Raw genomic sequence first — 17,921 nt, forward strand, 5'->3', positions numbered from 1 at the left:
CGATGGCCGGACCGCGCATTCATGTGGCGGCCACGCTGGTCGCCGCAGCGGAAATCACCCTGCCTGAAGGTGCCTCGCGCCATGTGGCGGGCGCGCTTAGGCTGCGTGAAGGCGCGGCGCTGCGTCTGTTCGATGGCGAGGGGCTCGAAGCCGAGGCCGACATCGTCAGTGTGGGGCGTCGCGAGGTACGCGTGCGGGTCACCGCCGTGACCGAAGGCGGCGCCGAGTCGCCGCTGGCGGTGCATCTTGGCCAGGCGATCTCCAAGGGCGACCGCATGGACTATGCGATCCAGAAAGCCACCGAGCTTGGCGTCGCGGCCATCACCCCGCTTTATACCGAGCACGGCGACGTGCGTCTCAAGGGGGAGCGCGAAGCCAAGAAGCTCGCCCACTGGCAAGCCGTCGCGGTCAGCGCCTGCGAGCAATGCGGGCGCAGCCGCGTGCCCACCGTGCATCCCCCGCAAACGCTCAACGCCTGGCTGGCGGCACGCGACGAAGCGCTACGCCTCGTCCTGCATCCCGCTACCGACACCGCCTGGCAATACGCCAGCGACATCACCCGCGCCGCACTCCTCGTCGGCCCCGAAGGCGGCTTATCCCCCACCGAAATCGACGCCGCACACGCCGCCGACTTCGCCGCTCTCACCCTCGGTCCGCGCATCCTGCGTACCGAAACCGCCCCCGTCGTCGCTCTTACGCTGTTGCAGCATTATTTTGGCGATTTGGGGTAGTTAGGTCGGCTTCAATAGGTGTGGCCAGCATCGAAGACCTCCCGAAGATGCGCGGCACGATCACGAACGGAACGGTCGCATGTCCCGTATTATTCTTAACGCCAGGCCTGGATCTAGGTGCTGGCTTGCAAGCCTTCTGGCTTGTTTGCCTGTTGAGCCTGTGCTGTTTTGCCGAGCGCATCGATTAGCCAGTCACGGAATGCGCGTTTACGAGCATCGGAGTCGATAGACGAGGGCGACAGTAGCCAATAAGACGAACCATCGGCGATGAAGCCCATGGGGGCAACGAGCTCACCTGTCTCAATCTGATCGGCGACCATATAGATCGAGCCCATGGCAAAGCCCAACCCGGCACGCGCAGCTTGGAGACTGAGATAGAAGTGCTCGAATTCTAGTTCTCGATCGATGCTCGTGGTTTGTCGAAAGCGAGACCGCCATGGGGCCCATGCCGATGGCCGTGATGCCGTGTGGAGTATCGTCTGCCTTGCGTTGGCTGACGCTGGCAGCCCAGGCGAAGCTACAACGCCGGTGATTTCATCCGCTACGCGGTAGGTAAAAACGTCTGGGTCCCATTCGAAATCGTCCCGACGTAGAGCCAGATCGATCGAGGTCGCCTGGAAATCCATAGGCCCGCCGGCAGCGAACAGATGGAGCGTGATGTCGGGATGCTGGGCGTAGAAATCTGGCAGTCGGGGTATTAGCCACTGCATGGTGATCGTGGGTTCGCATGACACTACTAACGGCGCGTCGGACGCGGCGGGCTTTTCGAAAGTGGCCAATGCGCTTGAGAGCGTATCGAAAAGGCTCTGACTCACGCGATACAGCTCGGCACCTTTGGCCGTTAGGCGTACTGAATTGTGTTGGCGTTCGAAAAGTTGGGCACCGAGCTCTTGCTCAAGATCCCTTATTCGCTTGCTCACTGCGCCGGGCGTTACAAACAAGCGCTCCGCAGCAACTGTCATGTTTTCTGCTCGGGCAACCGCTACGAACACACGCAGCGCATCTAGAGATCTGATCATGCTGTGCTCCTTGCACTCATCCATGGCATGAGAAAAGTTCACGTCTTCGTGTGAAAAGGAATCGTTTCCCAACAAGAGCCTTACTGTCCAATTGTGTATGTGTGCGCTGAATACGTGCTTGCGCATGCCTATGGGTAAGGAGATTAATAGTGTCGACTTTACAAGAAACCACAGTAAGACGTTACTCCACCGACTGCGTTTCCCAACGCCTGGATATCGATGATCTATGTTCTGGTTTAGCGCGTCACAATTATCTTTTCATCGATGGACTGACCACGACCAACATTCTCACCGGCCTGCATCAGAATGCGCTGGCGGACTGGCGTGAGTTTGCAGCGAGTTGGGGCGACATGCCTCTGGATGGCCACATGGCAGATGGCGGCAGCTACCGCCGGCGGCGACATGCAACGCTTGCGGCCAACGCGGACAGTCCAGAGTGGCATATCAAGGCGCATCAACCACACTACCAAGGGCGTGATTTCAACAGCTTGAACGGTGGGATCGCACGGCATTACGAGCCGATACTGAAAGACATTCTACACGGCGCGACCATGAGCAGTATTGTCGGCCTCGGGTGCCGGATGTTCAGCCGTCTCGCGCCCTACTATCCGTGGCACATCGAGCTACACCAGTTTCGCATCGAGTCAAATGCAGAATTCGTGGGCAAACCGACCCCAGAGGGCGTACATCGTGACGGTGTGAACTTCGTGATCATGGCGATGGTGGATCATAGCAATATGACCAACGCCGAATCGACGATCTATGACCTCGACCAGAATCCGCTGAAGTCGTTCACGCTGAATGCGCCGCTCGATCTTGCGATAGTCAATGACGAGCAAGTATTTCACGGAGTATCACCCATCAAGCCCAGCGATACAGCAGCACCCGCTGTCCGTGATGTTCTGGTCGCTACGTTTCGCAAACAGTTCTAAGGAGAGCTGCGGCGCTCGGCCGACGAGCGCCGCATACTTGAATTTATGATCGACCTTGACTACCTGCCGCTACTCGGCACAGTGACATTGATTGCCGTCGGCATGGCCATTAGCCCTGGCCAGGATTTCGCATTGGTTAGTCGCAACGCGATGATTTATTCACGACGTGCCGGCCTCTTATCGAGTGTTGGCATAGCAACTGCTGTATGGCTACACGTGGCGTATTGCGTGACCGGTGTTGCCCTGCTCATCACTAACTTCCCCCAGGTCTACTCCATGATCCGGTGGGTTGGAGCGGCCTATCTTGTCTATCTCGGCGTGAAAAGCCTTCTGGCATCTACTTCACCACAGGTAGCCGCTGATGCTGATCAACGTGACATCACAGATCGCTCGGCGTTCGGATCCGGCTTTCTATGCAATGCTCTGAATCCGAAAACGACGCTGTTCTTCTTGAGTATTTTCACCCAGATCATTCAGCCTTCTACACCGATTGCCGTTCAAATCCTGTGCGGTCTGATTATCTCACTAGCGCATCTTGCCTGGTTTGGCGGTGTGGCCTTCTGGCTCTCGACGCCGAGGTTCTTGTCGGCCATCTGGCGCCTCAAGCCCTGGATAGAACGCGTCTTGGGTCTGATCTTGATCGGAGTCGCTACACACATGGTCTTGCAGTAGAGCCGAGTTGAACCCGCTTAAAAGGAAATAGAAGGAAGACTCTGAAGCTTCCCTACCACTAGCCAATAACAGCAGTGAACCGCTCCGGGTTCGTTAGCGAGGTGCGCGTGCGGAGCATCACCCTCACGTTGCTTCATTATCACTTTGGTGATTTGGGGTAAGCGCCGCTACTCAATTGGATGCTATTTTCCACGGAATCGGTGGCGGCATGATCCGTTCGCCATCGAATTCTGGCACGTCGCCGAAGCGGTCGCTGCCGGATTCCCATTCCTCTTGGGCTTCGGCGATCTCGGCTTTGCTATGGCCGACGAAGTTCCACCAGATGTAGATGTCTTCATGCAGCGGTTCGCCGCCGAGCAGTAGCACGCGTGTGCCGCTTTCCAACGCGAGTGTGATCTCGTCGAGTCCGCTGCCGAGGTAGGCCATCTCGTTGGCGGTGAAGTGGTCGCGCTCTATGGTGAGGTTGTCTTCAAGCACGAGTACGCCATATTCGAAATCGGGGCGGGCCGGAAGGTGGAGCCGGGTGGTGTCGGTGCTGACGAGGTCGAGGCCGAGAAGCGATGAGAAGGTGAGTGTCGGAGCCTTGCGGTCTTGGAACTCGCCCACCAGCAAGGTGGCGTCCGCGCCCTGTTCGGACCAGCGCGGCAATGCGGAGTAATGATCGAAGCGTGGCGGTGTGTGACGCGTGGCGTGGGGCAGGGCAATCCACAACTGGGCGGCGTGCAATTGGCCGGATTCGGGGCTGGATTCCTCGGTATGGGCGATACCCCGGCCTGCCGTCATCAGGTTGAGTTGGTCTGGCCGAATGCGCTGGATGTTACCCAGGCTGTCGCGATGCATGACCTCGCCGGCTAGCATCCAGGTAAAGGTTTGCAGGCCGGTGTGCGGATGCGGGCCGACACGCATGCCGCTCGCGCCGGCGGTAAAGGTGGCCGGACCGGCATGGTCGAGAAAGCACCAGGCACCGATCAGCCGACGGCCTCTTTGGGGCATCACGCGATTGACCGGAATGCCGCCGACATCCGCCGTGCGGGCGTGGAGGTGCTGAATCAGCCGGTGACCGTCTACGACGGGGCACTCACGGGAATCGTAGAGACGGGGACGGTGCTCTGTAGTGCTCATGCGCGGCCTCCTTGGTGAGAAGCAGGCTGCCGCCACCGCGCGTAGCGGTGGCGGCAGGGTCGGCGTGGGTAAGGTTCAGCCTTTCAGGGTCGCATCGCGGCTTTGAATCAGGTTCGAGTAGTGGGGCAGGTGTTTGGCCAGAATGCCGCCAAAGCCCTCGATGTCGTTGCGCCAGTCGCGATGCAGTTCACAGGCCGCCGAGAACCAGTTCATCAACTGTACGCCGGCCTGGGACATGCGATCCCATGCAGCATCGCGCACGGTCGAGTTGAAGGTGCCCGAGGCATCGGTGACCACGAAGACCTCGTAGCCCGCTTCACGCGCGGCCAGCGCCGGAAAGGCGACGCACACGTCTGTCACCACGCCGGCGATGAGCAACTGCTTCTTGCCGGTGTCCTTAATCGCTTGGACGAAGTCCTTATTGTCCCAGGCGTTGATCTGGCCGGGGCGAGCGATATAGGGCGCGTCGGGGAATGTTTCCTTCAACTCCGGCACTAGCGGTCCGTTGGGGCCGTCCTCAAAGCTGGTGGTGAGGATCGTCGGCAGACCGAAGAACTCGGCGATGTCGGCCAGAGCCAACACGTTGTTCTTGAACTCGTCCGGGGTGAAGTCGCGGACCAGCGACAACAGACCCGCTTGATGATCGATCATCAGCAGGGCGACATCGTTCTTGTCGAGTCGTTGGTAGGAATAAGCCATTGTGCACCTCTCTATCGTGGAAAAGGGCGAGGCGCCCGCCTGGGGTGTCCCGCCGGCCATCGGGCGATCCCGTGACCGCCCAAACCTTTACGATGCCGTACTGAGCTGCCCGGTCTGGAATTGGCGCAGGGAGTCTTTAATCTCGGCGCTCGAGCTCATGACGAAGGGGCCGTAGCAGCGTGGTGTGCCCTTCGGGGATCGTGAGCGTGGTCGCGCCACTTTGAGTCAAGAGTAGATCCCAAACGTTGATTGGGCTGTATGTGTGCCGAATCGGCGTTGTGAGGGAATCGCCGATTTATACGCCAAACCCCCGCCACGCCCTTTGCTCGCGTTGCCGGGCGGCGTCATAATGAGGACATATCTCTCGTCAGTGGTCGCCATCATGTCCCGTTCCCAAGATCCTTCTCCACGTTCATCCGCCACTGGGCAGCGTTCGTCGCAGGCGACGCGGCCGCCCTTGGGGCGTATTGGCGAGGTGGCGTATCTCAAGGTCGTGGCGGTCAACACTACCGGCGCCTTTCTCGATTGGGGCCAGCCCAAGGATGTGTTGCTGCCGTTCGCCGAGCAGCGCTTTCGTCCTGAGGTCGGCAAGCGGGTGTTGGTGATGCTTTACGAGGATGCTCAGGGACGGCCGGTGGCGTCGATGCGTCTGGATCGCTTTCTGGCCGATGAGGCGCCGGATATGACGCCCGGCGACCGCGTCGCGCTGGTAATTGCCGAGCGTACCGATCTGGGGTTCAAGGCGGTGGTCGATCACCGCTATTGGGGCTTGCTTTACGCCGATGACATCATCCATCCGCCGCGGCGCGGCCAACGGTTGACCGGTTATATCAAGCGCGTGCGCGAAGACGGGCGCCTCGATCTGGCCATGTTGCCGCCCGGCGAGGCCGGGCTCGATGTGGTCGGTGACAAGGTACTGGAGCTGCTGCGCTGTCATGGCGGGTACGTGGCGCTGGGCGACAAGACGCCCGCCGCCGAGATCAAGGCACGCATGGGCGTCAGCAAGAGCGCCTTCAAGCAGGCGGTGGGGCGGCTCTACAAGAAGCGGCTGATCACCATCGAGGAAGAAGGCATCCGCCTGACGCGCGAGGCGATAGACGCGCATCAGTCCAGCTGACGCGCCGTTGGCGCCTTGGTCTTCCGCTGGTCGCTGCGGCATACTGCGCGCATTCATTCCTAGCCTGGAAGACCGATCATGAGCGAGCGCGCCTTGAAGCTCGGCGTGGTGATGGACCCCATCGCCGATATCGCCTACAAGAAAGACACCACCTTGGCCATGCTGTGGGCCGCGCAGCAACGCGGCTGGTCGCTTTATTATCTCGAGCCGGAAGACCTGTATCTGGACGGCGGGCGCGCCATGGGCCGCATGCGCGCGTTGGAGGCGTATCGTGACCCCGAGGCGTGGTATCGGCTCGAGGAAGTGCAGGCCGCGCCGCTGGCGGAACTCGACGTAATCCTGATGCGCCAGGACCCGCCGGTGGATGATCATTTCCTCAACGCCGTGCATCTGCTGGGCTTCGCCGAGCGCGAGGGCGTGCTGGTGGTCAATCCCACCCAGGCGCTTTTGACCAGCAACGAGAAGCTATTCGCCCAGCAGTTCCCGCACTGCATCCCGCCCTCCGTGGTCTCGTGCCACGATGCCGTCTTGCGCGACTTCCATGCTCAGCACGGCGATGTGATCTTCAAGCCGCTGGATGGCATGGGCGGCAGCGGCATCTTTCATATCACGCCGGAGGGCCGCAACCTGGGCTCGGTCATCGAGCAGCTCACCGAGCGCGGCACGCGCCAGATCATGGCGCAGCGTTATCTGCCCGAGATCAAGGCCGGCGATACGCGCATCCTGCTGATCGACGGCGAACCCGTGCCGTATGGCCTGGCGCGCATTCCCAGCGCCGGTGAAACGCGTGGCAACCTAGCGGCTGGCGGGCGCGGCGAGGCCCGCGAGCTCACCGACCGCGATTACTGGCTCATCGAGCAGGTCAAACCGGCGATCCTCGACAAGGGCCTGATCTTCGTCGGGCTCGACGTGATCGGCGATTACATCACCGAGATCAACGTCACCAGCCCCACTTGCGTGCGCGAGATCGACGCCCAGCGCGGCACCGATATCGGTGGACTCTTGATGGACGCCATTGCCCGGCGCTTCTGAGCGCCGCTTGCCATCCTACGATGGCGAGGTTCGGCATGGGCAGTGATACAATCGCTGCGAAAAGCACCAATTTCGGCGTAAGCGAGGGGCGGGACGCGCCTCGACGCCCGGGAGGCTCATGCAAAGCTTGAAGCATCATTTTCTGCTGGCGATGCCGCATCTCGACGATCCTAACTTCAAGGGGACGTTGACGTACCTTTGTGATCACGATGACAACGGCTCCATGGGCGTGATCGTCAATCGTCCCATGGAGCTGACACTGGACGCCCTGCTCGAGCAGCTCGAACTGGATGCCTCGGAATGCCTGCAGCGCGACTTGCCTGTTCACTATGGCGGCCCGGTCCATAAGGATCGCGGCTTCATCCTGCATCGCGGTTCGAACCTGCCCTGGGATTCCAGCCTGCAGGTCGCTGACGACCTTGCCCTGACGACCTCCATGGACATGCTCAAGGCTATCGCCGAAGGCCGGGGCCCCGAAGACTTCATCGTCTGCCTGGGCTGCACCGCGTGGCAGGCGGGCCAGCTCGAGGACGAGCTCAAGCAGAATACCTGGCTGACGGTGGAAGGCGACGCCTCGATCCTCTTCGACGTACATGCCGAGCAACGCCTGAACGCAGCGGCGGGCATCTTGGGTGTCGATCTGAACCTGATGACGCGCGAGGCGGGACATTCCTGATGGCCGAGGCAGGGCAGCGGCTGGTAGTGGCCTTCGATTATGGCACGCGGCGCATCGGCGTGGCGGTCGGCAACGAAATGCTGGGCAGTGCCACGGCGCTAGCACCGCTACCTGCACGTAACGGGATTCCCGAGTGGCAGCAGATCGGCCAGTTGCTCAAAGAGTGGCAGCCGGATCTGTTGGTTGTAGGGCTGCCGCTCAACATGGACGGCACCGAGTCGGACATGAGCCAGCGCGCGCGCAAGTTCGGTAACCGCCTGCACGGGCGCTTCGGCAAGCCGGTGGAGGTGTTCGATGAGCGCGGCTCGACGCGCGCCGCCAAACGCATTGCCCGCGACGCCGGGCACCGCGGTAACTACCGCGACGACGGCGTGGATGGCATCGCCGCGCAGTTGATCCTGGAAAGCTTCTTCGCCGACGACACCTTCCTGCACCGCATGCCGTAAACGCCCGCGACCGGCCTGGGCCGGTCGCGGGTGCGCTTAGCTATTAATCTTGAATGATTAACTCTCCAGGTTCAGCTCCGGCGTGGGGCGGCTGAAGCCACGCGTCAGCCAGGTCAGCCACGCCAGTCCGCACAACAGCCATGCACTGCCCAGCATGATCGCCAGGTGATCCAGGCTCAGCATCAGCCACAGGATCGCGCCCAGGCCGATCAACGGGCAGATCAGGAACCACAGCGTATCCAGCCCGCTGCGGCGGCGTTCCTTCAGGTAGTAGTGGAAGATCACCGAGAGGTTGACCAGGGCGAAGGCCAGGAAGGCGCCGAAGTTGATGAAGGACGCCGCCGAGAGCACGTCCATGGTCAGTGCCAGCAAGGCTACTAGGCCGCTGAACACCAGCCCGCCCAGCGGCGTGCCGAAGCGGCTCAGCTTGCCCAGCCAGCGCTTTGGCAGCACATCGTCGCGGCCCATGGCGTAGAGCAGGCGCGCACCACTAGCCTGCGCCGCAATGCCCGAAGCGAACTGGCCGACCACCAGCCCGATCAGGAAGATCGAGACGAAGATATCGCCGCCGATGTTGCGTGCGATCTCATAGGCGGCGGCATCGGGATTGGCGAAGTCATACCCCGGTGCGGCGAGCTGCACGAAATACGACACCACGACGAAGATCAGTCCCCCGATCAAGGTGATCAAGAGGATGGCACGCGGCAAGGTGCGCTGCGGGTCCTTGGTTTCCTCGGTCAGCGTGGTGACGGCATCGAACCCCAAGAAGGAATAGCACGCCACGGCGGCACCCGCCATCAGCACCGGCAGGGTCGCGGCGGAGTCGGCGCCCAAAAACGGCGTCAGGCTCCAGAAAGGCTGGGTGGGATCGCCCAACACGTAATGCATGCTCAGTCCCACGAAGGCGATCAACACCAGGATCTGCACCAGCATCATCACACTGTTGACCGCGCTGGCCAGCTTGAGGCCGAGGATGTTGATCGTGGTGGTGATAGCAATGAAGGCCAGCAGCCACAGCGGCGTGGGAATCGCCGGAAAGGCCGAGTGCAGATAGGCGGCGCCGATCAGCCAGATCACCATGGGCAAGAACAGGTAATCGAGCAGGATCGCCCAGCCAGCGATGAAGCCCAAGCGATCGTCGATGGCATGTCGCACGTAGGCATAGGCCGAGCCGGCCACCGGATAAGCACTCGCCATACGTCCGTAGCTGTGCGCCGTGAACAGCATGGCGATCAGCGCTGCTAGGTAAGCGCCCGAGACGGCGCCCTCCGTGGTGACGGCGAGCACGCCGAAAGTACCCAGCACGATGATGGGCGTCATGTAGGCCAAGCCGAAAAGCACGACCTGGCCCAGGGAAAGGGTCTTCTTCATTTGGTTCATCGTCGCCTCCTGTTGTGGTTGTTGCGACTATTTAGTGGTTGTTGCGACTTTCGTGATTGTTGCGACGGCCACTGGGTGGCCGGGAGCCGGCCGGGCCTCGGGTTTAGAAGTGCCAGTAGCGGCCTCGCTCGGTGTCCTCGCGCTGACCTTGCAGGCCGATACGGCAGTCTTTCAGGTAGTCGTAATCACGCCGCGCATCCGGCAAGCGCTGAGGGTCGAGTTGCAGCGTGGTGACGCTTTCCTCGCGACCGGCGCGAAACAGCGTCTCGCCGTCCGGGGCGACCAGCGCGCTCTCGCCGGCGAAGGTCAATCCTGCGCCTTCGCCGGCGCGGTTGGTCATGGCGACGAAGTAATGGTTGTCCTGGGCGCGCGCCTGAGCGGCACGTGCATGCATGGGGCCATAGGGGTCCATGTTGCCGTTGGTGACCAGCAGCAGGTCGCAGCCGAGTTGTCCCAGTGCGCGTGCGGGCTCGGGGAACTCCAGGTCGTAGCAGATCAACAAGCCGACCTGGAGACCGCGCCACTCGACGCAGCCTACGCGGTTGCCCTCGCCGACGAGTTGGCGCTCGTCCGGCCACAGGTGCGCCTTGCGGTAACGCAGCGCGATGCCGTCTTCGGGGGTGATCAGTACGGTGGTGTTGAATACGCCTTCGCCGTCGCGCTCGAGAAAGCCCACGGCGAGGGCGGTGTCGTGCTCGCGGCTGGCGGCGATGAGCGTGGCGAGTTCATCGCCGTCGAGGGTCAGCGCGCGATCATTGACGTGGCCGGGTTCGGCAAAGCCGGTGAGGTGGGTCTCGGGAAACACGATCAGCGACGTTTCAGGGTCGGCGTCGCGTAGACAGGCCAGGGTGCGCGAAAGGTTGTAGGCGACGTCGCCCTCGCGGCTGGCCAGTTGTGCCAAGGCTATCTGCATGAAAGACTCCGAAGCGTCATTGTGGCTGTGCGGTCATTCGGATGCCCCTCAGTATCCGCGATCACACGGGCATGACCATTCCCCGGTGGGGTTACCCCATCAGGGTGAGCGAGGAGAGCGAGATGACGAGCGACGCAGACGATAGCGGGCAGATGGCCGCACCGAGCGGCCTGGAAAGCGTAGCCTGGCATCGAGCCTTCGGGGCCCTGGCGGATAAGCTGGATGGCGCCAATTTTTGGCTGGCCACGGTGCGCACCCTGGGGCGTCACGTCGACTTCGATACCTGGGTGGTGCTGATCTTCCATCATCGCCAGCCGCCGCGCATCCTCGCGGAAAGCGACGAGGACGACGGCGCCGACGAGGCGTTGTTCCAGGATTATCAGCGTGGCCTGTATCTGCTCGATCCGTTCTATATCGATGCTCGAGACCACGCGCGCGCCGGGCTGTACACGCTGGCTGACGTGGCGCCGCAGTGTTTCCAGAACACCGAGTACTACCAGCGTTACTTCCAGCGCAACATCGTCGCCGACGAAGTGCAGTTCAACTGCCCGCTCGATGCCGAGCGCACGCTATGCCTATCGTTGGGCTCGACCCGCGCATACTCGCCTGAGGCGCTCGGCCTGCTGAGCCTGGTGCAGCCGTGGGTGCTGGCCCTGATGCGCCAGCGCATGCATTTCGAATTCGAGCACGAAGATGGCACGCCGCCGGGGCCGCACCCATGGCATCCCTCGCCCCAGGCGCCGCGCGAGCTGGAATCTCACCAGTCACTGACCGAACGCGAGCGCGAGGTCAGCCAGCTCATGCTGGGCGGCAGCTCGACCAAGGAGATCGCCCGGCGCATGGCGATCTCGGTGGAAACCGTGCGCGCCCATAAGAAGCATCTTTACGCCAAGCTAGGCATCAACTCGCAGTCGGAGCTATTTGCGTTGTTCTGGCAGGCGCGTCCTTGAGTTGTAACGGCCTTATGGGGCAGTGCAGGTATTTTTCAGGCAAAGCGCAGAGATGTCGTCCGCACTGCTTGCCAGCTTCCTTCGCCAGAAACAAATCCTCACAGAACGATAGTGCCGCTCGGGCACGTTTCACTTTTATTCATGTTAAATTAGCCTCACACCACATAAGCGTGGCGCGAGCGTGTCAAGCGACGATCGTTTGAGCGCGTTCGCGCCATGCATGACATTCAGGGACGATGCCATGTCAGAGGCGTTACTCGACACCTTCGATATCGATCTGTCGCCGTCGCAGCGGCTGCTGACGTTGGACATTGCCGGGGCGTCGCTGCTGCCGCATCGCCTGGTGGGCGAGGAGCGTGTCAGCGAACCGTTCAGCTACACGCTTGACTGCATCTCCCAGCAGGGTGACATCGAACTCAAGACATTGATGGCGCAGCCGGCCCGGCTTTCGATTTTGCAGGCCGATGGCCGCTATCGCCAGTTGCACGGGCTGGTCAGCGAGGCGGCGCTGCTGGGCGAGGATGGCGGCGTCACCTACTACCAGCTCACCCTGGTGCCGTGGCTCAAGATGCTCGAGCTGGGCCGCGACAGCCGCATCTTCCAGGATCGCAGCGTCGTCGATGTCCTCACTGACGTATTCGAGGGGCATGAGCTGGCCAGGGGCCGCTACCGCTTCGACCTGCGCCGTGACTATCCGGCGCGCAGCTACTGCGTGCAGTACCGCGAGAGCGACTTCAACTTCGTCAGCCGCCTGCTGGAAGAAGAAGGCCTGTGGTACTACTTCGAATATGCCGATAACGATGACGGTGAAACCGATGAGGGCAACGGGCCTAATGCTAGCGGCAATAGTGCCGCTGGCGAGCTCCAAGCCTTCGATGGCCATCGCCTGGTCATTACCGACGACGTCGATACCACTCGCCCCGTCAGCCCCCAGACGATCCGCTTCCATCGCCAGGCCGCCACCGAAACTGAAGACGCCCTCAACCAGTGGGGTGGCGTGCGCCAACAGCAGCCCACCCGGGTCAGCGTCGGCACCGTCGACTACAAGCAGCCGTCCCTCACCAAGCGGACCGGCCTGGAGACCCTGAGTGATCAGGGCAACCTGCCGGACACCGAGGTCTACGACTACGCCGGCGAGTACTACTACCACGGCTATGAGCGCGGCGAACGCCTCACCGAGAACCGCCTCGAGTCCCACGAATCCCTCGCCAAGCGTTTTCGCGGCGCCGGTGGCACGCGTCAACTCCAGGCCGGGCGCTGGTTCGAACTCACCCAGCATCCGCTCCACGACATCGGGGGCGAGCAAGAAAGGCAGTTTCTGCTGTTGGGCGTCAGTATTCACGCCGAAAACGCCCTGCCGGTCTCGGCCCAGCTCCAGGCGTTGCCCGGCAGCCTGCAGCCCCAGCTCGATGCTGCCAAACGGGCGCATGGGTTAGAGAGTGATACGGCCGACCCCACCGGCGAACGGCTCAATGATTATGCCAGCGGCGGCACCGGCCACTTCCTGGTCGATCTCGACGCCCAACGCCGCACCCAGCCGTACCGTCATCCGCTGACCCATCATCGCCCGGTGATCGGCGGGCCCCAGACCGCCACCGTGGTCGGCCCGGCGAATGAAGAGATCCACACCGATCACCTCAACCGCGTGCGCGTGCAGTTCCACTGGGACCGCCAGGGCCAAAGCGACGAGAACTCCAGCGTCTGGCTGCGCGTCGCCCAGCCCAACGCCGGCGCCGGCTGGGGTGGGGTCTTCGTCCCCCGCATCGGCCAGGAAGTGCTCATCGACTTCCTCGAAGGCGACGCCGACCGGCCGCTGATCACCGGCCGGGTTTACAACGGCGATCAGCGCCCCAACTGGCACAGCCACGGCCTGCTCTCGGGCTTCAAGAGCAAGACCTATCGCGGCAGCAAGTACAACGAACTCGTCTTCGACGACGCCACCGACCAGGAGCGCGTGCGCCTCAACTCCGAAGCCGAAAAGAGCCAGCTCAACCTCGGCTACCTGATCCACCAGACCGGCAACACCCGCGGCGCCTTCCGTGGCACCGGCTTCGAGCTGCGCAGCGACGCCTATGGCGCCATTCGCGCCAACCAGGGGCTCTACCTCACCAGCTGGGGCCAGCTCGGTGCCAGCGGCGACCAGCTCGACCTCACCCCGGCCAAACAGCAGCTCGACAGCGCCTACCACCTCAGCGACAGCCTCAGCCAGAGCGCCGCCGACCACAACGCCGACGCCCTCGACGCCCGCGACTACCTCAAGCAGGCCGGGGAAGACGCCGACGACACCTACGGCAATAGCGAGCAACTGACCGGTTCATCAGGGCAGGCCGACCAGAGCAACGCCAGCGGCGCCACCGACAGCGGCGGGCGCGGTGAAGCGGCCCGCATGAAAGCGCCGTGGCTGCACCTGGCCTCACCCGCCGGCATCACGATGAGCACCCCGGAATCGACCCATCTCGCCCAGGGAAAATCGCTGAGTATCTCCAGCGGCGAAGACGTCAATATCGCCACCGGCAAGCGCCTGGTCGCCTCGATCTCCGAGAAGCTCTCGCTGTTCGTGCAGAAAGCCGGCATCAAATTATTGGCCGCGCGGGGCAAGGTGGACATCCAGGCGCAATCGGACAACATTGAGGCTACCGCGCGCCAAAACCTCAATGTCACCTCCCGCGACGACAAAATCGACTTGTCGGCCGCTGAAGAGATTTTGCTGGTCAGCGGCGGCGCCTACGTGCGCATCAAGGACGGCAATATCGAGTTGCATGCGCCCGGCAAGGTCACCGTCAACGGCGCAACGAAGAGTTTTGGGGGGCCGACCAGTATGTCGCACACCTTCAATGCCTTCCCCGAAACCGACTTTCAGGAAACCTATAGAGCGCGCCGACGGGATGGTACGCCCCTGGCCAACCAAGCGTTCGAGTTGCGCCGCGACGGTAAGGTCATCCATGCCGGCACCACGGATGCTCAAGGCGACACACAGATTCAGAAAAGCGAATTCATCGAAGGGATGACCATTCACTTCCGGGGACAAGCGGAATGAGTCAGTACGATATCTACGACATCTACGATATGGCCTCCAGCTTCATGCGCCCTAGCGAAGAGCAGCATGTCACGGAGGTGGTTATCCATGAAGGGGTGATCCCCATCATCTTCGTGCCCGGGGTGATGGGAAGTAATTTGGTCAATACGGAGACGGATAAACGTTGGCGTGTTGACAGCAGTTCGAGCGTGTCAGGTTGGATAATCAAAGGGGCCGAGGAGCGTAAAAAAATCCTGACCCCTTCCGAAACCGTGGTCGATCCGGAGGGCGAGCCGCCGGACGGCATTGCACGCCGTTATATCGACCGCAAGAGCAGAGAGCCCATTCCCCCCGGTGTCCTGGCGAAAGAACGCGGCTGGGGCGAGGTCGCCAAGATGTCCTACGGTGACTTTCTGGTGTGGCTGGAAAATCAGCTCAACATCGACGACGACAGCGAGTTCGATGCGCTTCAGCCGTACCTGGCCGATTATTACCGGCGTGTTGCGGGATTATCCGCAGAAGTAGCCGAGTCTCGCGCCGAGCGCAATGTTCATACCTTGGGACGCTTCAATTTCCCGGTCCATGCCTGTGGCTACAACTGGCTGCAATCCAATACGGAGTCGGCGGCCACGTTGGCCAAGCGAGTCGACGAGATCATCGCGGGTTATCGCAAGGCACGCATGACCTGCAACCAGGCGATTCTGGTCACCCACTCGATGGGTGGGCTGGTGGCGCGTTACTACTCCGAAGTGGTGGGTGGCCGGGACGACCTGCTGGGCATCGTCCACGGGGTGATGCCCACGACCGGCGCGCCGGTCTTCTATCGGCGCATGAAATGTGGCACGGCCAGCGAGCCGTTCAGCCTCACTTCCTGGGCAACCAGCCAGGTGCTGGGCGCCTCGGCGCGGGAAATGACCGCTGTTCTGGCGCAGTCGCCAGGACCACTGCAACTGGTGCCGACCCCCGACTATGGCCGGGGCTGGTTACGGATCGAAAAGGATGGGCATGAGACCGTCGCGTTACCGACGGGCGATGATCCCTACACGGATATCTACCTGGAACGAACGCACTGGTGGGGCATGATGGAACCGGCCCTGGCAAGGCCGGCGCTAGAGGCCGGCTCGAGGGATAGACAGGGCAAGTTGGATGAGGCGTGGGAAGCCTATCAGAACATCGTTTTAGATAACGTACAGCCTTTTCAGAGTGCTATAACGGACAAATTAAATGCCAACACTTACCTATTTTACTCTGACAGTGACGCCCATATGAGCTATGGCACGGTGGCGTGGCAGGGGCGAGCCATGACGTATGGTGCCGATCCTATGATGACGGCCAAGCTTAATGACCAATATGGCGAGCATCGCGTGGTCACTGAACGAAACGCGCGCGGCACTCCCGAACTGTATCGTTATACCCTCAGCGAGGCGGACGACCCCGGCGATGGCACGGTACCCGAGCGCTCGGGGAGCAAAGGCGCCGATCAGGCTCGGGAGAGCCTGACAGTATCGACAGGCCACGAAGCGGCCTACAACCATGAATCGGCACGCCTGTTCACGCTGGCCTCGATTCTAGAAATCGCCGGGACAATGCCATGACACGGAATAACGGCCGGTGGGAACGAGGAGTTAAAGGACTGCTCATCGGCATGATGGCGATGATGTGTGCCGCCTGCGGAGAACCGGAACAGGGAGTGCCCGAGATGAACGAACAGGAACGCCAAACGGTCGAGGCCTATACCGAGACACTCGCACCGGTCTGTATGGGACGTTTTCAGGTCGAGATGCCCGAGCAACTGGCGCTTCGTTCCAGCAGCCTGACGGTCAATAGCGCCGAGATCAGTGCGCGACGGATGAGCCGGACGATGTTCAATCAGTTCATTGATAAGCGCCAGGATGAGTTGTCGTCGATTGATCCGATTCACAAGCAGGATAGCCCCTATTTAAAAAATGTGATCGAACGAAATGGCGGCATAGTCATTATCGATCACAACGAAAGTCGACACATGCCGGATGCGGCTAGAATGCTGGAAGGCTATAAGTTTGATGGGCTGACGATGTTGAGCGTTAAATTAAAAGCGATAGATGTTGATGATGATCGCTATAAAGAGCAATGGAAATTTCGTACAAGTAATAAGGCGGATCGCCTGAAACAGGTGGAATATCTGCTGCGCCACCTGCATCCGCGCAAGATAGGTGAAATGCCCGAAGGTCCTGGGCTCTGCTTTGAAAATGGTTTTCTGGCCGGCAGTGCCGAGGAACGCATACCCGGCGCGGCGTTGAAATCTCGGGAAGAAACGGTGTCGATGACGTTTGTCGATCGTGACCGTAGAGATGTGTATATTAATCTACATACGGATAATACCGTTGCGGAAAACGATACTCTGTTGGATCGAACAAGTGCCGCAGAGAAAGCATTAAGCGATGACACTAACTTCTCAGTATTACGACGAGGAAAGGTTGTGCTTAAAGGTATTAGTCAAGCAGAAGAATGGCTAGTAACCGAGACTACGGATCAGCGCATTAAAGGCCATTACTTCAACCTTGAGGCCAACAGTAAAGTTGGCTCGCCTGAAACGCCCTATATTGACATCTCTTTTCGTAATGGGGACTTCCCTCACGGTGAAGATCGTCCGGCAATTGACAAGGCATCGCTTACCGATGCCGAGGCCGTGGGGCTCTGGGATGCGATCACGCGGACATTTCGCCCTCGCCCTGGGGCTTTTTGATTTCGCAGGCAGCTCGCCAAGGCCAAGCGCTTTTGGTGCAAGGTTCCTGGCCAATGTCGGTATCGCTATATTGGGAGCGGCGCTGACGCTGGCGTCGTCGGCAGGCTATCTGGCTAGATTGGTGGAACAGGGACAAACCGCCGTTGCCAGAAGGCTCGCCTCGCTCTTGGCGCCACTGGCTCGCACCTTGGCATCGGCTGCCATCCGAGGCGTACTATTGGCCGGTTTTGCCATGCTCTCCTGGGCCGGTGTTATTTTGACGATCGGGCTATGGATATTTGGCGATGATGAACTTGAAGAATGGTGTAAGCGTTGCGCCTTTACGACAGAGAATCACCCCGACTATTACGCTGACTATGCGGAAGAAGTCGGTGCCTTTTACCAGGCTTTACAGGACGTGACCTGATGTATTTCGTTGAGTGGCTGATGCGCCGCACACTGACGGCGAGCAAGAAGGATATCACCGGGTTCGAGGGTGATATGAAAGAGTT

General features: G+C 61.0%; 17 protein-coding genes. 12 read left to right on the plus strand and 5 right to left on the minus strand.

Annotation, left to right across the window (positions count from 1 at the left end; all coding sequences use genetic code 11):
• Positions 1 to 2 precede the first annotated feature (2 nt).
• Positions 3 to 731, plus strand: a complete 729-nt coding sequence (locus OP494_RS06620; protein ID WP_280539940.1) for a 16S rRNA (uracil(1498)-N(3))-methyltransferase — start codon at positions 3 to 5, stop codon at positions 729 to 731.
• Between the two features lie 113 nt (positions 732 to 844).
• Here OP494_RS06620 and OP494_RS06625 read toward each other — a convergent pair whose 3' ends face one another.
• Positions 845 to 1,750, minus strand: coding sequence for a LysR substrate-binding domain-containing protein (locus tag OP494_RS06625; RefSeq protein ID WP_280539942.1), 906 nt, complete (start codon positions 1,748 to 1,750; stop codon positions 845 to 847).
• A gap of 149 nt (positions 1,751 to 1,899) precedes the next feature.
• Here OP494_RS06625 and OP494_RS06630 point away from each other — a divergent pair, with 149 nt between their 5' ends.
• Together OP494_RS06630 and OP494_RS06635 are read left to right on the plus strand one after the other, a co-directional pair.
• Positions 1,900 to 2,682: a 2OG-Fe dioxygenase family protein gene (locus OP494_RS06630; RefSeq protein ID WP_280539943.1), complete on the plus strand. Its 783-nt coding sequence runs from the start codon at positions 1,900 to 1,902 to the stop codon at positions 2,680 to 2,682.
• Positions 2,683 to 2,727: 45 nt separating this feature from the next.
• Entirely contained in the window at positions 2,728 to 3,354 is a 627-nt protein-coding gene (locus OP494_RS06635; protein WP_280539944.1) for a LysE family translocator, read from the plus strand.
• 171 nt (positions 3,355 to 3,525) lie between these two features.
• Here OP494_RS06635 and OP494_RS06640 read toward each other — a convergent pair whose 3' ends face one another.
• Both OP494_RS06640 and ycaC read right to left on the minus strand, forming a co-directional pair.
• Positions 3,526 to 4,476 carry a pirin family protein gene (locus OP494_RS06640; RefSeq protein WP_280539945.1) on the minus strand — a complete coding sequence of 317 codons (951 nt, stop codon included), beginning with the start codon at positions 4,474 to 4,476 and terminating at the stop codon, positions 3,526 to 3,528.
• 75 nt (positions 4,477 to 4,551) lie between these two features.
• Positions 4,552 to 5,175, minus strand: a complete 624-nt coding sequence (ycaC, locus tag OP494_RS06645; protein WP_280539946.1) for an isochorismate family cysteine hydrolase YcaC — start codon at positions 5,173 to 5,175, stop codon at positions 4,552 to 4,554.
• Between the two features lie 382 nt (positions 5,176 to 5,557).
• Between ycaC and OP494_RS06650 the strand changes: the two genes are divergently transcribed.
• From OP494_RS06650 to ruvX, 4 genes are all read left to right on the plus strand, one after another.
• Positions 5,558 to 6,292 (plus strand): S1-like domain-containing RNA-binding protein, encoded by a 735-nt coding sequence (locus OP494_RS06650; RefSeq protein WP_280539947.1) that lies wholly within the window; start codon positions 5,558 to 5,560, stop codon positions 6,290 to 6,292.
• A gap of 78 nt (positions 6,293 to 6,370) precedes the next feature.
• Positions 6,371 to 7,324, plus strand: coding sequence for a glutathione synthase (gshB, locus tag OP494_RS06655; protein WP_280539949.1), 954 nt, complete (start codon positions 6,371 to 6,373; stop codon positions 7,322 to 7,324).
• 118 nt (positions 7,325 to 7,442) lie between these two features.
• Positions 7,443 to 8,000 (plus strand): YqgE/AlgH family protein, encoded by a 558-nt coding sequence (locus OP494_RS06660; protein WP_280539950.1) that lies wholly within the window; start codon positions 7,443 to 7,445, stop codon positions 7,998 to 8,000.
• Positions 8,000 to 8,446 (plus strand): Holliday junction resolvase RuvX, encoded by a 447-nt coding sequence (ruvX, locus tag OP494_RS06665; protein ID WP_280539951.1) that lies wholly within the window; start codon positions 8,000 to 8,002, stop codon positions 8,444 to 8,446. The genes OP494_RS06660 and ruvX overlap by 1 nt, the downstream gene beginning before the upstream one ends.
• A 57-nt stretch (positions 8,447 to 8,503) precedes the next feature.
• Here the strand turns inward: ruvX and OP494_RS06670 are convergent, their stop codons facing one another.
• Positions 8,504 to 9,826: an APC family permease gene (locus OP494_RS06670; protein ID WP_280539953.1), complete on the minus strand. Its 1,323-nt coding sequence runs from the start codon at positions 9,824 to 9,826 to the stop codon at positions 8,504 to 8,506.
• Between the two features lie 103 nt (positions 9,827 to 9,929).
• A complete protein-coding gene (locus tag OP494_RS06675) occupies positions 9,930 to 10,739 on the minus strand; it encodes a carbon-nitrogen hydrolase family protein (protein ID WP_280539955.1) in 810 nt (269 codons plus the stop codon).
• A 122-nt stretch (positions 10,740 to 10,861) separates the two neighbouring features.
• Here OP494_RS06675 and OP494_RS06680 point away from each other — a divergent pair, with 122 nt between their 5' ends.
• From OP494_RS06680 to OP494_RS06700, 5 genes are all read left to right on the plus strand, one after another.
• Positions 10,862 to 11,689 carry a LuxR family transcriptional regulator gene (locus OP494_RS06680; protein ID WP_280539957.1) on the plus strand — a complete coding sequence of 276 codons (828 nt, stop codon included), beginning with the start codon at positions 10,862 to 10,864 and terminating at the stop codon, positions 11,687 to 11,689.
• Positions 11,690 to 11,930: 241 nt separating this feature from the next.
• Entirely contained in the window at positions 11,931 to 14,726 is a 2,796-nt protein-coding gene (gene tssI, locus OP494_RS06685) for a type VI secretion system tip protein TssI/VgrG (protein WP_280539959.1), read from the plus strand.
• The gene (locus OP494_RS06690) at positions 14,723 to 16,300 is read left to right on the plus strand and encodes a hypothetical protein (protein WP_280539961.1); all 1,578 of its coding nucleotides are present in this window, start codon (positions 14,723 to 14,725) and stop codon (positions 16,298 to 16,300) included. The genes tssI and OP494_RS06690 overlap by 4 nt, the downstream gene beginning before the upstream one ends.
• On the plus strand, positions 16,297 to 17,430 hold the full coding sequence (locus OP494_RS06695) for a T6SS immunity protein Tli4 family protein (protein WP_280539962.1): 1,134 nt from the start codon (positions 16,297 to 16,299) through the stop codon (positions 17,428 to 17,430). Before OP494_RS06690 ends, OP494_RS06695 begins: the two co-directional genes overlap by 4 nt.
• Entirely contained in the window at positions 17,387 to 17,836 is a 450-nt protein-coding gene (locus OP494_RS06700) for a hypothetical protein (protein WP_280539963.1), read from the plus strand. Before OP494_RS06695 ends, OP494_RS06700 begins: the two co-directional genes overlap by 44 nt.
• The last annotated feature ends 85 nt before the right edge of the window (positions 17,837 to 17,921 follow it).

The sequence above is a fragment of the Chromohalobacter sp. 11-W genome (assembly GCF_029889905.1).
GTDB lineage: Bacteria > Pseudomonadota > Gammaproteobacteria > Pseudomonadales > Halomonadaceae > Chromohalobacter.

Excerpts from the sequence above, each read along its gene's own strand:
- OP494_RS06620 (WP_280539940.1), top strand. The coding sequence starts at position 3 with ATGGCCGGACCGCGCATTCATGTGGCGGCCACGCTGGTCGCCGCAGCG.
- OP494_RS06625 (WP_280539942.1), bottom strand. The coding sequence starts at position 1,750 with ATGATCAGATCTCTAGATGCGCTGCGTGTGTTCGTAGCGGTTGCCCGA.
- OP494_RS06635 (WP_280539944.1), top strand. The coding sequence starts at position 2,728 with ATGATCGACCTTGACTACCTGCCGCTACTCGGCACAGTGACATTGATT.
- OP494_RS06640 (WP_280539945.1), bottom strand. The coding sequence starts at position 4,476 with ATGAGCACTACAGAGCACCGTCCCCGTCTCTACGATTCCCGTGAGTGC.
- ycaC (WP_280539946.1), bottom strand. The coding sequence starts at position 5,175 with ATGGCTTATTCCTACCAACGACTCGACAAGAACGATGTCGCCCTGCTG.
- OP494_RS06650 (WP_280539947.1), top strand. The coding sequence starts at position 5,558 with ATGTCCCGTTCCCAAGATCCTTCTCCACGTTCATCCGCCACTGGGCAG.
- gshB (WP_280539949.1), top strand. The coding sequence starts at position 6,371 with ATGAGCGAGCGCGCCTTGAAGCTCGGCGTGGTGATGGACCCCATCGCC.
- OP494_RS06660 (WP_280539950.1), top strand. The coding sequence starts at position 7,443 with ATGCAAAGCTTGAAGCATCATTTTCTGCTGGCGATGCCGCATCTCGAC.
- ruvX (WP_280539951.1), top strand. The coding sequence starts at position 8,000 with ATGGCCGAGGCAGGGCAGCGGCTGGTAGTGGCCTTCGATTATGGCACG.
- OP494_RS06670 (WP_280539953.1), bottom strand. The coding sequence starts at position 9,826 with ATGAACCAAATGAAGAAGACCCTTTCCCTGGGCCAGGTCGTGCTTTTC.
- OP494_RS06675 (WP_280539955.1), bottom strand. The coding sequence starts at position 10,739 with ATGCAGATAGCCTTGGCACAACTGGCCAGCCGCGAGGGCGACGTCGCC.
- OP494_RS06680 (WP_280539957.1), top strand. The coding sequence starts at position 10,862 with ATGACGAGCGACGCAGACGATAGCGGGCAGATGGCCGCACCGAGCGGC.
- tssI (WP_280539959.1), top strand. The coding sequence starts at position 11,931 with ATGTCAGAGGCGTTACTCGACACCTTCGATATCGATCTGTCGCCGTCG.
- OP494_RS06690 (WP_280539961.1), top strand. The coding sequence starts at position 14,723 with ATGAGTCAGTACGATATCTACGACATCTACGATATGGCCTCCAGCTTC.
- OP494_RS06695 (WP_280539962.1), top strand. The coding sequence starts at position 16,297 with ATGACACGGAATAACGGCCGGTGGGAACGAGGAGTTAAAGGACTGCTC.
- OP494_RS06700 (WP_280539963.1), top strand. The coding sequence starts at position 17,387 with ATGCGATCACGCGGACATTTCGCCCTCGCCCTGGGGCTTTTTGATTTC.